The sequence below is a fragment of the Arthrobacter sp. B0316-1-20 genome, assembly GCF_059091865.1.
In genome coordinates, this window is record NZ_JBNHHC010000040.1 from 1 (window position 1) to 13683 (window position 13683).

Annotated in this window: 12 protein-coding genes and 1 pseudogene; 7 read left to right on the forward strand and 6 right to left on the reverse strand. The window is 60.5% G+C overall.

Translation table 11 applies throughout. The features are described from left to right. Positions 1-892 precede the first annotated feature (892 nt). Entirely contained in the window at positions 893-1798 is a 906-nt protein-coding gene (locus AC5RW2_RS33770) for an AbiTii domain-containing protein (protein ID WP_494074981.1), read from the reverse strand. Positions 1799-2445: 647 nt separating this feature from the next. On the opposite strand from AC5RW2_RS33770, the pseudogene AC5RW2_RS33775 reads away from it, so the two are divergent. Then, a pseudogene (locus AC5RW2_RS33775) lies at positions 2446-2667 on the forward strand (CpaF family protein); the annotation flags it as partial. Between the two features lie 330 nt (positions 2668-2997). Then, positions 2998-3324: a hypothetical protein gene (locus AC5RW2_RS33780; protein WP_494075004.1), complete on the forward strand. Its 327-nt coding sequence runs from the start codon at positions 2998-3000 to the stop codon at positions 3322-3324. Here AC5RW2_RS33780 and AC5RW2_RS33785 read toward each other — a convergent pair. Next, on the reverse strand, positions 3243-4025 hold the full coding sequence (locus AC5RW2_RS33785) for a hypothetical protein (RefSeq protein ID WP_494074982.1): 783 nt from the start codon (positions 4023-4025) through the stop codon (positions 3243-3245). The two genes, AC5RW2_RS33780 and AC5RW2_RS33785, sit on opposite strands and share 82 nt — an antisense overlap. Further along, positions 4022-4297, reverse strand: a complete 276-nt coding sequence (locus AC5RW2_RS33790; RefSeq protein WP_494074983.1) for a helix-turn-helix domain-containing protein — start codon at positions 4295-4297, stop codon at positions 4022-4024. Before AC5RW2_RS33790 ends, AC5RW2_RS33785 begins: the two co-directional genes overlap by 4 nt. Before the next feature lie 100 nt (positions 4298-4397). On the opposite strand from AC5RW2_RS33790, the gene AC5RW2_RS33795 reads away from it, so the two are divergent. Then, positions 4398-5600 carry a DNA cytosine methyltransferase gene (locus AC5RW2_RS33795; protein ID WP_494074984.1) on the forward strand — a complete coding sequence of 401 codons (1203 nt, stop codon included), beginning with the start codon at positions 4398-4400 and terminating at the stop codon, positions 5598-5600. Positions 5601-5868: 268 nt separating this feature from the next. On the opposite strand, the gene AC5RW2_RS33800 is transcribed toward AC5RW2_RS33795, so the two are convergent. Further along, the gene (locus AC5RW2_RS33800) at positions 5869-6327 is read right to left on the reverse strand and encodes a DUF4145 domain-containing protein (RefSeq protein ID WP_494074985.1); all 459 of its coding nucleotides are present in this window, start codon (positions 6325-6327) and stop codon (positions 5869-5871) included. A 738-nt stretch (positions 6328-7065) separates the two neighbouring features. Between AC5RW2_RS33800 and AC5RW2_RS33805 the strand changes: the two genes are divergently transcribed. Beyond that, entirely contained in the window at positions 7066-7347 is a 282-nt protein-coding gene (locus tag AC5RW2_RS33805; protein WP_494074986.1) for a hypothetical protein, read from the forward strand. A gap of 132 nt (positions 7348-7479) precedes the next feature. Beyond that, positions 7480-8472 (forward strand): DUF4365 domain-containing protein, encoded by a 993-nt coding sequence (locus AC5RW2_RS33810; protein WP_494074987.1) that lies wholly within the window; start codon positions 7480-7482, stop codon positions 8470-8472. Positions 8473-8643: 171 nt separating this feature from the next. Here AC5RW2_RS33810 and AC5RW2_RS33815 read toward each other — a convergent pair whose 3' ends face one another. Both AC5RW2_RS33815 and AC5RW2_RS33820 read right to left on the reverse strand, forming a co-directional pair. Beyond that, a complete protein-coding gene (locus AC5RW2_RS33815) occupies positions 8644-9099 on the reverse strand; it encodes a hypothetical protein (RefSeq protein WP_494074988.1) in 456 nt (151 codons plus the stop codon). A 273-nt stretch (positions 9100-9372) separates the two neighbouring features. Continuing rightward, a complete protein-coding gene (locus AC5RW2_RS33820; protein WP_494074989.1) occupies positions 9373-10878 on the reverse strand; it encodes a S8 family peptidase in 1506 nt (501 codons plus the stop codon). 170 nt (positions 10879-11048) lie between these two features. Here AC5RW2_RS33820 and prfB point away from each other — a divergent pair, with 170 nt between their 5' ends. Both prfB and AC5RW2_RS33830 read left to right on the forward strand, forming a co-directional pair. After that, positions 11049-12167 (forward strand): peptide chain release factor 2, encoded by a 1119-nt coding sequence (prfB, locus tag AC5RW2_RS33825; protein WP_494025602.1) that lies wholly within the window; start codon positions 11049-11051, stop codon positions 12165-12167. 289 nt (positions 12168-12456) lie between these two features. Then, a complete protein-coding gene (locus AC5RW2_RS33830; RefSeq protein WP_494022779.1) occupies positions 12457-13662 on the forward strand; it encodes a substrate-binding domain-containing protein in 1206 nt (401 codons plus the stop codon). The last annotated feature ends 21 nt before the right edge of the window (positions 13663-13683 follow it).

Consider the following 13683-nt stretch of genomic DNA (forward strand, 5'->3'; position numbering starts at 1 on the left):
GGGGGGGGGGGTGACCCGCTTCCCGCCTGATGGACCATCGGATGTAGTCAGCGATTTTTGTTGCGAACGGGTCTAGAAGTTTTTCGGCCGCAGCCCCGCTCTCCTCGGATTCGCAGATTAGGTCAGCAGACAGTCCGCCAGCGCCTTACCGCCCGACGCGTCCCGGCCTTGGTCTATCATCGAATCCGCTTGGCAGACGCGCCCCGTCCATTCGATGCAGCCTACATCGCCCCTGGTCGTGTAGTGGCGGAACCGCCCTGCAGCCGGCAATCCGGCCAGCCTCACCGCCCCGCCGCCGAGCAGGTCGCCGTGCCTCCGCCAGCGCTCCCAATGGGCGGTGCACCACGTCCATGCATACTGAGGCTTCCGACATCCAGGGAGGCTGCACAGGAACGCCGGCGAGCCGTGCTGTAGGACGGGCAGGACCTCGAGCAGTGAGGCAGGGACACGGCCCAGCGCGACGATTTCGCCCTCGACCGGGACCGGAGTCAGCACCGAACCGGCGTTCATGACCGAGGTCGGCTTGAGCCCGTCAGCCGTAACGATGCAGGCCTTGTTGTCTCGCGCCGACTGACGCAGGTACTTTTACTCGTCTACCGGCTCCGACAGGTGAGCGAACACCTCGAGCTCGCTCGGCACGCCCTCAAACCTGCTTGCCGACACTGCCAGCCTCGAGCGCTTCATTGCCGAGGAGATACTGGCCGGTCTCGGTCATGAACGGTGACAGCACGACGGGCTGCGTGATCAACTGAAGCAGCAAGTAAAAAGCCTAGTCGGCGACCTGCTTTGGATAAGAACTGGGACGATTCTAACCGCTGCAGCGGGCGTCCTTTCGATGATGTAAGTACTTGGCGACAATCAAACCTTCACTAGCGGGAGCTGGCCATGACGCCTAACCGCTGAAGGCCTCCATGAGGGCCAATACCTGCGTTGCAAGGACATTTGCGGATACTCCGCTGGCTATCGAGTAGACGCCGCTTTTCAACTTGTCCAAGAACCGATTTGCTGACTCTCCAACAAGCCCGCCATCATCCGCAATCGCAGCTTCTAGGTCATTCACTGCGTCTTGACCAAGGCCAAGTTCCTTGACGGCACCAAGCAAGCCGCGCAAGTCCCCCTTCTCTACCTTGGATTTTTGGCGTATCTCGGAGCCGGCGGCAATGTTGTTGCCGTCGCCGTGGATAGTGAAGTTGAAGTTTTGCGTCACTTGACGGACCTCCGGATTGTCCGTGGTCGGGCCGTCGGGTTCGCCGGCATCGGAAGAAACGCGTTCCAGGTCAAGAGCCAGTTGTAGAGCTGTGGTTCTGACGGCGTCGATGATTCCGCGGATGTGATTCCTTGGCAGTGTCTGGCTTGCAGATATTAGCTCCATGAGCTCGAAGCCAGCGCCACCTTTCTTGCTGTGCACGAGGCGGTTGTACTCAAACACTGCGTAGGGGTCCCAAGGGCGCGAGGCGTCTTTGTCGCTTTCTAACAGGTCTTCAAGGGTGGCAGCTGGCTGGGTGGCCGTGTACCTGAAACACGTGTCGAGAAAATCAGACGGGACTCCCACGGGAGAGACTGCGGTGGTGATGTGCCGTGCTGGATTTACCCACGTGCCTTGGACCGGAGTGTGAAAGGGGCCGCGGTAGCTGGGAACCAAGTCCCCGGAGGGGTAGCCGAAGAGCTCGAACTTTACCCAGTCCGAGATGTTGTCGGCGCGCAAACGGTAGGCGACGGTTTGCACCTTCCGAAGGAGATTCGCGGTACTGAAAGCGTCGTCGCTGGCTGCGTCAATGATCTCGGATAGTTTGCTCATCAAACTATTTTGCCTCACATTTGCAGTCCGTACAGCGCCAGCCGTCAGGGAGAACTCGGCGGCGTCGTCATATTCTGACCGGTTTCTTTATCTGTCTGCTGGTTCAGTCGTGCTGCGAGTTCCTCGGATCGACGGCGTAGTTCGTCCATTTCTTTACTGATCACCCGGACGGCATGCCGGGATAGCTGGCCCTTTTTCGTGACGTGGCCGAATTAACAACGGCTTTGACACGCGATGGGTCGGCCTGACGCTCATTCATGGCAATGTCGACCTGTCCAACGCCGAACAGGAGACGGAACGATGCGCCTGGCTTAATTCGTTTCGGCAGAGTCACGGCGACCGGTCCGGGCTTTCGAGCTGGTGCATGCTTTCGCCGGTTGGCAATTCGAGGGTTACGGAGTTCACGACCGTTGAATGGCTGCGCCCAACGTTCCGCACTGCCAAGGACACAAACCACATGTTTAGAGGGCCCAAAAAGAAGTTGTGGGAATGGCGCGTAGTTGTAGGCTGGCGTCGTCACGGCGTTTGTCCCAAATAGTCCAAACCAGAGTGCCTACTGATAGCAGGATGGCCATGATAGGCAGCGGGTTAGCCCAGCATTTGCTGACTTTCTGGACCTGGACAACCTCGGTTCGCATGGCCATAGCATCGACCTCGTGGTCCAGTGTGTCCGCCGGCCGGACGGCAGGAGACAGGTCACGGAGATCGTTTCGCTGGGCCGGCGGGTGGAGAACGGGATTATCGAAACGTCCGCGGTGTTCGGCTGCCAGGACGGCCAGCTTGCGGTGAGTGCTTCTGCCAGCCCCGCGGAGGAGAAGTTCGCGCGCGCAGGATATGAAGTCATGCAGCCGTTGGAACCGGTGCCATGACGACGGCGGCGGGGCTCCTTGGCGCCATGGGGCTCTTCTCAATTTGGTGGTCCTGCTGGGAAAAGCCGCCCGCAGGTGCGGCTGAAGCGGCCGGCCGGCTCCAGTGGGCCATCAGCCAGGCGGGCATCGAGAGGGTATCGCCGACTGCACTTTTAGCCAGCTGCGTGGCCATTGGCAGCTGCAACTTTCCTGATCGTGTTTGCACTCGCAGCATCCGGCCGTCGCAGCCGAACGATTGCTGTGGGTGGCCGCGGGTTTCGTCATCGGCGTTGCGTGATTCAACGCCGTGAGGAGAAGATGCTGGCGGAATTTCCCAGCTTGGCCGAGTTGATGGCACTCGCCGTCAGCGCTGGAGAGAGCGCTAAGGGAGCACTGGAGAGAATCTGCCGCAGCGCGCAGGGCGAACTGGCGGGCGAATTTGCGGTAGTGCGTGCGCAAACGCGATCCGGTATGCCGATGCTGGCGGCGTTGCAGGACTTTTCACACCGCACCCGCTTGCCAGCGCTGGTGCGGTTCGTCGACGGAATCACCGTGGCCGTCGAGCGCGCACCATGGGCACGCTCGACAGCAGAGCGTCAGTCAGAGGTTGGTGAATCGGCCGAGGCAGGAGAAGGGTCTATGCGTTTATCGTCTACTAGGACCTCTTCCGAGGAATAAATCTGGTCATACAACTCATCCCAGTTCCTCGCATAGGCATTGAATGATATTTTCGTGGCATCTCCGGGAATATCGTGATCAGTGAAAATCTGATTATGCTTCGAATGCATTCGCAGCAGCCGTGTGCCGGAGGCAGGATCCTGCGCGTGTAGGCCAGCGGGTTTCTCGACCCATTTAAGATCGCCTTGCGCGTGACGAGCCCAAAGATTATCTATATAACCTAAGAAGTCTTCTTCCCAATACCGCATGTGGAACTCTGTCTTGTCCTTGTTCCAATACTTAAGCAATATCGCCGACCTGGCAGTTGTGAGTTCACGCTCGGCCATTTGTTCGCGAATACGGTCACGCATATACTTCAACAAAACCCCGCCTTGGGCTGTAGCTGACGCGGCGTGAGATTTGTAGACCTGGGCTCGAATTTTATCCATTTCTGCTTTATCGCAGAACCTTTGCTCCTGCAGGTCTACAACGGGTGCTTTGGGGTTCTTAAACAAAGTTTTTACCGAATACCCTACCTTTTTCTCTGAGTCGACTATGTCGAAAAGCTCCTTGCGCTTTGAGAGTGGTCCATCCAACCCTTTAATGGTCCTAATGATCTTTTCTACGTCTTTACCATCGAGGTCGGTCGAATAAGGGAGTGCGAAGAACACTTTCATCATGCGAACCATCTGTGTCGACTCGGAGATGCTGAGGTATGTCATTCGTCACACTCCGAGCTGATGCCTTTGAGTAGCTCACCGGGATCGAGTCCCAGCCCTTCGGCCAATCGGATAATGTTTAGTAGAGCGATGTTTCGCTCTCCGCGTTCGACCTGCCCGACGTAGCTACGATCCAAACCGGACGCGTGCGCTAGGCCTTCTTGGGTCAGGAGTGCGCGGCGGCGCAGATCTCGAAGGCGTCGTCCGAAGGCCTGAAGGTTCGGTTCCGCAGGGGGATCGAGCTCGTTGTCAGTCAGAGGTTGTATCTTCGTCACCCAGAGACGCTTGCATCCACCTTGGCGAATATCGACGGACTATGAGTACCATTGGCGAAAAGGTGAAGAAGATTACACGAAGCCTAAGGGGGCGAATCTAGTGAAGTACAGCGCAGTGGATCTATTTGCGGGGTGCGGTGGTCTGAGCCGGGGGCTTCATCGCACCGGAAAGTTCGCGACTGATTTTGCCGTAGAAATCGAGCCCCACGCTGCGCGCGCCTTTGCAGCAAATTTGACTGACAGGACGGGCCGTCCTACCGATGTATTTGTGGGCGACATTCATGAGCTTGTTGATGATCCCCGGAAGCTAAATGAACATCTTTCGCGGGCGGAATTGGATGAGCCAGGGTCATTGGACCTGTTGGCTGGTGGGCCGCCCTGTCAGGGGTTCAGCCGAAACGGGGTCCGCGAGTACGAAGAGAGTGGGCAGCGGTTTTACGATCGGCCGATCAACCATCTCTATAAGGCGTTTTTGCGGGTTCTGGAGATGACCATGCCCCGAGTTGTCTTGATTGAGAATGTACGAGAATTCTTGAATGCCGCCGGAGGGAGGTTTCGCGATGACCTCTTTCAGCGACTCGGCGAATTGGGCTACACCGCCGAGGCTAGAATCGTTTGTGCGGCAGACTATGGAGTCCCACAGTTGCGTTATCGGATGATAATTATTGCGTCCCGCGATGGCATAAAGGTCGAATGGCCAAAGCCCGTTTGTTCGTCCGCTGGCGACATCTTTACTGAACCGTATCGAACTGTTTCCGATGCGATTATTGATTTGCCGAAACCAGTATATTCGCACAAACTGCCGAGCATCCCATATCAATCAGGTCGTGTAACAGAGTATGCCCAACTATTACGATCGGAAACCGGTGCCGTTCCTAACCACGTCGCCCGGCATTTGAGCGCGAGCAGTCTCGAGAAAGTTCGCGCTGTCGGAACCGGCCGGATGCGCGATATCGAGCCACACCTGCAAACTAAGTCCTTCTACGGGAGTGCTTATGGAAGGTTGATGTGGGATCAGCCGGCGTTGACGATCACAACTTGGGTCTATCACGTTGGCTCTGGCAGGTTTGCCCATCCTTCGGAGGATCGGGCGATAACGATGCGAGAAGCTGCACGGCTGCAGTCCTTTGATGATGACTTCGTATTTCCACCGTTAATAAATCCTGTTTCGCGAATGATTGGAAATGCGGTGCCTCCACTGATGGCAAAAGCGTTAGGGGAAGCTATCGGATCCGCCCTTGATGCAGCGCAAGGCGATGCAGACGAGGGTTCCCAAGCTGAGAGCGCCATTCTAGCTAGTTGAACGGGCTGCTGGTTAAATTCGTCTGAACGCGACAAAGCACTTGCGGCCGTCCGCGTTGCTCCCGTCACTGCCCCTTGCGCGGCGGCGACAGGGGCGGCAGAAATGGCGGCGACCATACTTGCGCTTCTAATCCGCGCGAAACTTGTCAGCGCCCAGAACCTCGCGGCAGTCCCGGGACGCGGTACGAACGAAGGCGCCGTCGGCGTCGACGTGCAGGACGACCTACAGCCAGCGGGCCTAGACCCAATGACTTCATGGTGGGCAATAACTACGACGCCGCGCTGCCGAGGGTGCCCATATCCCGAAGCAGTTGGGCAGGCAACTCATACTCGTGACGGATAAGGTGTCGGACGAACTTACCCAGCCCCGCGGCTTCGGCGGCGGACACGTCGTCGTAGTCCTCCGGATGGGCTCCTTCATTGCCGAGTTGATTAAGATGGTCGGCCCAGTCCCATAGCGATTTATGCAGGTCTCCGTCATTCTTCATGTGCTTCAAAGCCGACTTTAAGTGCCGCTCGCCCTTCGCCCGGTCGCTTCCTTTGTCCTTTACGAATAGGGCAAGCGCAGAACGAAACATAACTGCCGCAGCCCGGTTCGCCTGAATACTTAAGCAACGCACACCTTCGTCATAGGCGGAAGCTACGCCTGGATGTACGGCCGGATCGAGAGTTCCGGCGCCAGGGGCGGGCCACCAGTGTAGTCCGTTGCCATTTTGGTCGGTGACCACTGCCGTTCCTCTCCCGCACCCTGAGCATGTCAAGCTGTGAAGTCGGCGAGTGTGGATCGGGAATTCAGCTGAATGCGTTGAGTCCGTTTCGAGCGGTCTGTCATGTCGGGCAACCTTGAAATGCGCAATTCGGCTGCACCACGGACACGGACCACTGGGGTCATCGGGCGTGGGCATCGTATCGGGGTTGCGGTCCCGCATGTTCATCCCTTAGGTACTAGGTAGTGGGTTGAGGTACACGCTAGCGCACTCGTCGTCGCAGCTTGTCGCAGCGACCTCCCCGGACCATCCCATACGAAGGGCGACCACCTTGGTGGACAAAAACCCGTTCGTTGGAAGTGCGTTGAGACCGGCGGGCAGACTAGGCCTCGGATACGAAGAAAATCCCCCGCCGGGCACAAACAAACCCTGGCGGGGAATTTTCCACGAGATACATCCACGGACGTGCCGTGTTCCGGCGGGGAGTCCCCCGCCGGCGGTTGTAGTGCCCTTGGTTTAGTAGTTGCTCCAGCCTCGCCGCGTAGTACGGCGGAAAGCGGATGCTTGGCGTCTTCGCGCTCCTTGCGCTTGGCGGCGTCGAGCTCCTCCTCCTCTGCGCAGGTAGGCATCCATGGATCGGTGCGGCGTGGATGGCGTTGAGGAGCGCAGCCACGGACGCCGAGCTGAGGTAGTCGTGGCTGGGCGGTCCTTGAACTTGAGGTCTGCGCCGCTATGGCCAGGCGCATTGGCGAGGAGTGCGTGATTCTTGTGGAGCTTGTCCAAAGCGACGGGCACCGTCGCCAGCTTGGAGGCCAACTCGTGGTGTCCGGCGCGGATCAGGCTGTCGACCGTGGCGCCGGACGGGACGGCTTTGGCGATCTCGGTAAGCTCAGCGAACCCCGGGGCGTAGAGCGCCTTACGGACGCCGACGACGAGGTCGCATGCGAGATGGGCTGCTGTACCGACGAGGTCGTGGACGACGCGGACGGCGGTTTTCCGCAGGACGCCGGGCTTTGGTTTCGGCAACCGCGAGGGTGGTAACGGCCTTGTCGACGTTCTTACCGGCGGCGGCGGCCTCCAGCCCTACCGAGTCGAGGGAGAATAGACGGTCACCGGACGGGTTTCGATGGTGGAGAATTGGCTGGATATTGTGATGGAAATTAAGGGGCAGCATTGACGACGAAGAAGCGTACGGCGAACCAGATCATGGGGGACCGAGGAGAGTCGATCGCCATCTCCAAGTTTCCCGACGAATGGGTCGTCAGAAAAGTGGACCGTGACTACGGCCTCGACCTTCACATAGAGATCTTCCGACCAGTTGGTAAGGCGGGAACTTGGGAGACGAGGGGAGAACACTTTTTCGCTCAGGTAAAAACCAAGAAGCAGTTCTCCCACCACACCTATACCGCAGTATCGCGGAAGAACGTGGCGAAGTTCCCCCTCACAGACCCAAGTGATAGCCCCGAGACGTTCGATATTGACGTTGTGAAATGTTCCATCGAAACTTCAGAGTTGGAGACCATCGAAGCGATGGGCGTTGGTGTTCCCGTTCTGCTTCTGTGCGTCGATAACGATACTGAGGACGTTTACTATGTCTGCCTCAACGACTACATAGACAAGATCCTGCTGCCTGAGAACCGCAATTACCAAAAACAAAAATCCCACACGATTTACGTCCCTAAGCGAAACGTGCTCGATGCCGACATCGCTGACTTTGCCGATGTAGAGTTCCTCGGACGCCGTTCCAAGCTGTATGCAGCTTTCGGGCTGTTCGCCTACCAGTTGGGTGAGTTCAGGTACTTGAACGGTGCGCGAGCATTCGTGGACGGAAAGTCGTTTGTTGAGTCGCCAGACTTCTATGTGCTAGAGACTTTTTGCCGTAGGGCTCTTGCTCTGGACATATACGACCCGTTGTCTTCTCATGACGGCCGCGCGGTCCCACCGTTCCTTATGGACTTGCAAGATGGCTACCGCGCTCTGCAAGAGCGTCTTATTAATATGAAAGTGCACGGCACTGATTGCGGTCCTGAACAAGTAGCCGACGTGTATCGGGCCGCGATGGCTACTCTGGAACAAGCCAATTCGTACAGCCGCAAATTCGAAGAAATGGATCGAGAATGGCGCCTGCCGACAGTATTCACTGAAATAATGGCTAGCCTGTCATAGACCATGAACGACCCTAAACCAAGAGTTAGACGCTGTTGCTAGGTGTCGCCGCTTTGTGACAATGTCAAAGCCTCTGTAGTTTGCGCACAAAGATGCGTCTAAGCCGGTGAAGGCCGCATATGCCCACCCCGGGGGTCTCTACCCTCCCTAGGCATGGGTCCCGTCCGCTAATCACTTGCTCTTGACACCGAGATCTTCACGCATAGCGGCGGACATTTTCGAGAGGATGTCTGCGACCTCGTCGCGCAAAGGTCGGAAGGCTTCAGCGTTGTATCCGTGATCTGAGCCTCCAGAGTCGTACTCTTCGTAGCACTTGGCTAGCTCCTCTATCTGGTCGTGCGCTAGAGAAGCTAAGTCATAGACCTTAAGCGAGCCATGAAGGTGAATTTTGGATAGACCAATAATGTAAGCCTCTTCGGTTTTCAGTTGCCGCCTTTGACCGTAACGTGGGATGCTGCGCTGGCAAAGCTCTAGGTACTCCCAGTACGCCTCTTGCTTCTGGTTTCTCAGCCATTGTTGATGCTCGGTCGATTTGCCCAGGACCGCGCCGAGCCAGCTACCCCCGAGCGCGAACAGCGCGGTCAGGATGGGAACAGTCAGCGGGAACGAGACCAGCGCTTCGATCATGGTCCTTACGGTATAGGAGTGCGGGGGCGCATAACCGGAAGGAACTATCCGGAGGGCTTGACGTCGCCCACCCACAGTCCTGACAGACATAGAGCGTATCCATTGGCCCCCTAGATAGGGTACCGCTTACAGTCTCCAGCGACGCGCGCTCGGAACTCAGACGCTGACCGGGACGCTGGCAGAAGCGACCAAGAGAGGGGGCGCAAGGGGCTACCAGCGAGGACGCGACCCGGCTCCCCGCGGCGGAACTGACGCACCTGGCTGCTTGTCTTTTCAGAAGGGCGTCACGGTGGCCAGGTAACCGTAGTACCGGCCCGGGACCGGTCGCAGGGGGTCGCCGATGAACCCATACTGGGGATTCTCTTGGTCGTACTCCGCGACCACTGCGCGGAATTGCTCTATCACGGCCGTCCCGTCGCCCTGGCAGACCTTGCTCTCCAGACAGCGGGCCACCGAGCCGGCGACGATCGGACTGGAGAAGCTGGTGCCGTGTGCGTTTGCGTACCGGCCGCCCGGGACCGTAGAGGTCATGCACACCCCGGGAGCTGCGACGGTGTGCTCCTGGTCTGCAGGCTGGGTGGCGAAGTTGGAGAAGAGGGCAAACTCGTCGTCGGGGGTGGGAAAAGGGTATCCGCTGCAGCTCGCTGTTGCCGTACCGCCGGGGCGGCCGTCGAAGTCAGCCATGGCGGTGGCGGTGAGCACCTCGTCATAAGCGGCCGGAACAGTGTTCGAGAAGTCCGCGGTCTCGTTGCCGGCCGCGACCGTCCAGACCACCCCCTGCTCGGCGCCTTGGCAAATCATCTGGTGCAGGGGATCGACCCCGTTGCCGCAGGTTCCCTGCTCTTGGCCCGGGCTGCCGATGCTGATGTTCGCCACCCTGATGTCGTTGCCCGGGTCCTCGTCCGTGTGAGTGGAGACCACCCAGTCGGCGCCGCAGAGTAGGGCACTTTCTGTGATCGTGCCGTCGTCTGCGATAACGCGGACGGACCACAGCGGGGCGCCGCTCGCGGTGCCGATGATCCCGGCGTTGTTGTTCTTCGCGCCAAGGATCCCGGCGACCATGGTTCCGTGCCCGAACAGGTCGACGGGAGCTACCTCGACCGGAGTGCCGGACGAGCAGTCCACCCCGCCGCGCACGTTCAAGTCCGGATGGGTGCTGTCGATACCGGTGTCGATCACGGCGGCGTTGACCGTAATCTGCCGGCCGTCCTCGGCCGCCTCCTCTGTTGTGCCGCCGACCCGCAACCACCCGGGCGGGAGGAATTCGGCGCCGCTGGTTCCGTTATTCGCGCCGCCCACGTTTTCCGGCAACGCGAATTGACGCTCGGGCGCAACATATTTAACGGCCGGGTCGGCGGCGAGCTGCTGCGCCTCCGAGGCCGTCATGGTGCCGGAGTATCCCTTCAGCGCGTGTTCGTAGGTGTTGGACCGCGTAAACCCGTACTTCTCCCCGTGGGCCGTGGCGGTGGAACCGACATTCCCGATGCTGTCCTTGAGGACGACCGTGTAGCCGTGTTCTTCTCCCGCGGCGGCGCTCGCGGCGGCGGCCCCCGCGGCGGCGCTCGCGGCGGCGGCCCCCGCTGCGCCAGATCCAGCGGCAGCAGGTCCGCCGGCGGCGGCCGGTCCGGAAGCGGCGACGGCGGTTGCTGCGGCCAGCACGAGCGCGCCGAGAGCCCCCAGGATTTTTCGCGACGTGGTTGACCGCGGGCCTTCGCGCCGGCTTTCGGGCTTCTGCCTCTTCCGCAGGCCCTGAACAGATCCGTGACTTTGACTGGGCATTGCAGCCTCCCCCAATAAGTGGATTTAGATCAGGCCCCAGCCCCATACGCGGCACCTGCACCCCGCACTCTCCAAAGGTTATTGCACGGGCCCGCGCTTGAGCTAGGGGCAGTCCGGCGCCCTCTTGGCGGGACGGCGGATTCCCCGCCATGGCGTAGGCTGGAAGAACCATGGCTGAGATCGACTTTCCCGCTGAAATCCGCGCTCTGCGCGCCACGTATGACTCCATTGAAGCCGTCTCCGACGCGGAGGCGATCCGCAAAGATATTGCCGAGCTGAGCGAGCAGGCAGGCGTGCCGGACCTGTGGGACGACCCGGCCGCGGCGCAAAAAATCACCTCCAAGCTCTCGCACCGCCAGAGTGAACTGGAACGGCTGGAAAAACTGGCGGCACGGATCGACGATCTGGAAGTCCTGGTCGAACTGGGCCAGGAGGACGCCGGCGACGCGGACTCCATGGCCGAGGCGGCCAGCGAACTGACCTCGCTCAAGAAGGCGCTCTCTGAACTCGAAGTCGTCACGCTGCTCTCCGGTGAGTACGACGAGCGCGAGGCCGTGGTGACTATCCGCTCCGGCGCCGGCGGCGTCGATGCCGCCGACTTCGCCGAGATGCTGATGCGCATGTACCTGCGCTGGGCCGAACGCCATGGCTACCCGACCCAGGTGCTGGACACCTCCTACGCCGAAGAGGCCGGGCTGAAGTCGGCCACATTCGAGGTCAAGGCACCCTATGCCTTCGGCACCCTCTCCGTGGAGGCCGGCACGCACCGCCTGGTGCGGATCAGCCCCTTTGACAATCAGGGGCGGCGGCAGACCTCGTTCGCCGCCGTCGAGGTCATCCCGCTGATCGAGCAGACCGACTCGATCGACATCCCGGACAACGAGATCAAGGTGGACGTGTTCCGCTCGTCCGGTCCGGGCGGGCAGTCGGTGAACACCACAGACTCCGCCGTGCGGTTGACCCACATCCCCACCGGGATCGTCGTCTCGATGCAGAACGAAAAGTCCCAGATCCAGAACCGTGCGGCCGCGCTGCGCGTGCTGCAGTCCCGGCTGTTGCTGCTGCAGAAGGAGCAGCAGGACGCCGAGAAGAAGGCACTCGCCGGCGACGTCAAGGCGTCCTGGGGCGACCAGATGCGCTCCTACGTGTTGAACCCGTATCAGATGGTCAAGGACTTGCGCACCGAACACGAGGTCGGAAACACGGGCGCGGTGCTCGACGGCGAAATCGACGACTTCATCGACGCCGGCATCCGCTGGCGCGCCAACAACCGCAACGCGGAAAACTAGCCACCAGCCGGCACGCGGAAAACTAGCAACCGGCCGTTTTGCCCGAAGCCCGGCCGCTCCACCAGGAGCGGCCGGGCTTTTGTCGTCTGGGCGTGCGCCTGCACCCGGGCCTCAGCCGCCTGCAACCGAATCGTGACCTTCGCGACCCGGCGCGACTGTTGACACCTCTGTGAGCCACACCATAGATTTGCCGTAATCTGAATCACCTTTCAGGTTGGGGGGCCTGACCATCAGGTTCAGACAGTTCCAGAGTTACTCCTCAAGAGATTTTTCAACGAAAGGCATCGGAGTGAAGGCAACGAAGAAGTTCCTGATGGCCGCGGCGCTGGTCACCGGACTGACCGTGAGCGCGTGCGCGCCGACAGCCGGCGGCGACACCGCCGGAGCGGCCGGCGAGGAAGGCAACGCCCCCGAGAGCATCAACGTGGGCATCGTCTATTCCGAATCCGGCCCGCTGGCCGCCTACGGCGCGGCCTACTACCAAGGTCTCCAGGCGGGCATCGACTACGCCACCGAGGGCACCGGCGAGGTCAACGGCACTAAGCTCAACCTGACCTACCACGACGACGGCGGTGACCCCGACAAGGCGGTCAACGTCGCCAAGGACCTGATCGGCAAGGACTACAAGATCCTGGCCGGCACCGTGGTGTCCGGCATCGCGCTGAAGCTCGCGGAGCAGGCCGCGCAGAACAAGGTGCTCTACATTTCCGGCCCCGCCGCCACCGACGCGCTGCAGGGCATCAACGACTACACCTTCCGCTCCGGCCGCCAGAGCCTGCAGGACGTCGCAACCGCGGGCACTTTCGTGGACGACCTCAAGGGCAAGAAGGTCGTGGTGTTCGGCCAGGACAACGCGTTCGGCCAGGGCAACCTCGCCGCCGTCGAAGCCGTCCTCGGCGAGCAGGGCGCCGAAGTCGATGACGTGCTCGTACCCGAAGACGCCACCGAGTTCACGCCGTTCGCCCGCCAACTGATCGACGCCAAGCCGGATCTGGTCTTCGTGGCCTGGGCCGGCGCCACGTCGGGATCCATGTGGCAGGCACTGAGCCAGCAGGGCGCGTTCGACGCCGCCCCGATCGTGACCGGCCTGGGCGACGCCGCCACCTTCGGCGCCTACGGCAAGGCCTCGGACAAGATCAGCTTCCTGAACCACTACTTCCCGGGAGCAGCCGGCAACGACGTGGAGAAGGCCATGATCGAAAGCGTTGAGGCCGAAGGCAAGAAGGCCGACCTCTTCACCCCGGACGGCTTCGTCGCCGGCCAGATGATCGTGCAGGCGGTCAAGGAGGGCGGCAACGACGTCGACGCCATGGTCGAGGCGCTGGAGGGCTACAGCTTCGAAGGGCCCAAGGGCGAGACGACCATCCGTGCCTCCGACCACGCGCTGCTGCAGGAGATGTACCAGGCCAAGCTGGTGGAGAAGGACGGCGAGTGGGTGCCTGAGCTCATCAAGGCCATTCCGGCCGACGCGGTGGCTCCGCCGGAAGCGAAGTAACCGCAGCACAACCACAGGCAG

What these genes read in the sequence shown, in the direction of transcription:
- prfB (WP_494025602.1), top strand. Translation starts at nt 11,049, where the DNA reads ATGGCTGAGATCGACTTTCCCGCTGAAATCCGCGCTCTGCGCGCCACG.
- AC5RW2_RS33820 (WP_494074989.1), bottom strand. Translation starts at nt 10,878, where the DNA reads ATGCCCAGTCAAAGTCACGGATCTGTTCAGGGCCTGCGGAAGAGGCAG.
- AC5RW2_RS33785 (WP_494074982.1), bottom strand. Translation starts at nt 4,025, where the DNA reads ATGACATACCTCAGCATCTCCGAGTCGACACAGATGGTTCGCATGATG.
- AC5RW2_RS33770 (WP_494074981.1), bottom strand. Translation starts at nt 1,798, where the DNA reads ATGAGCAAACTATCCGAGATCATTGACGCAGCCAGCGACGACGCTTTC.
- AC5RW2_RS33815 (WP_494074988.1), bottom strand. Translation starts at nt 9,099, where the DNA reads ATGATCGAAGCGCTGGTCTCGTTCCCGCTGACTGTTCCCATCCTGACC.
- AC5RW2_RS33780 (WP_494075004.1), top strand. Translation starts at nt 2,998, where the DNA reads ATGGCACTCGCCGTCAGCGCTGGAGAGAGCGCTAAGGGAGCACTGGAG.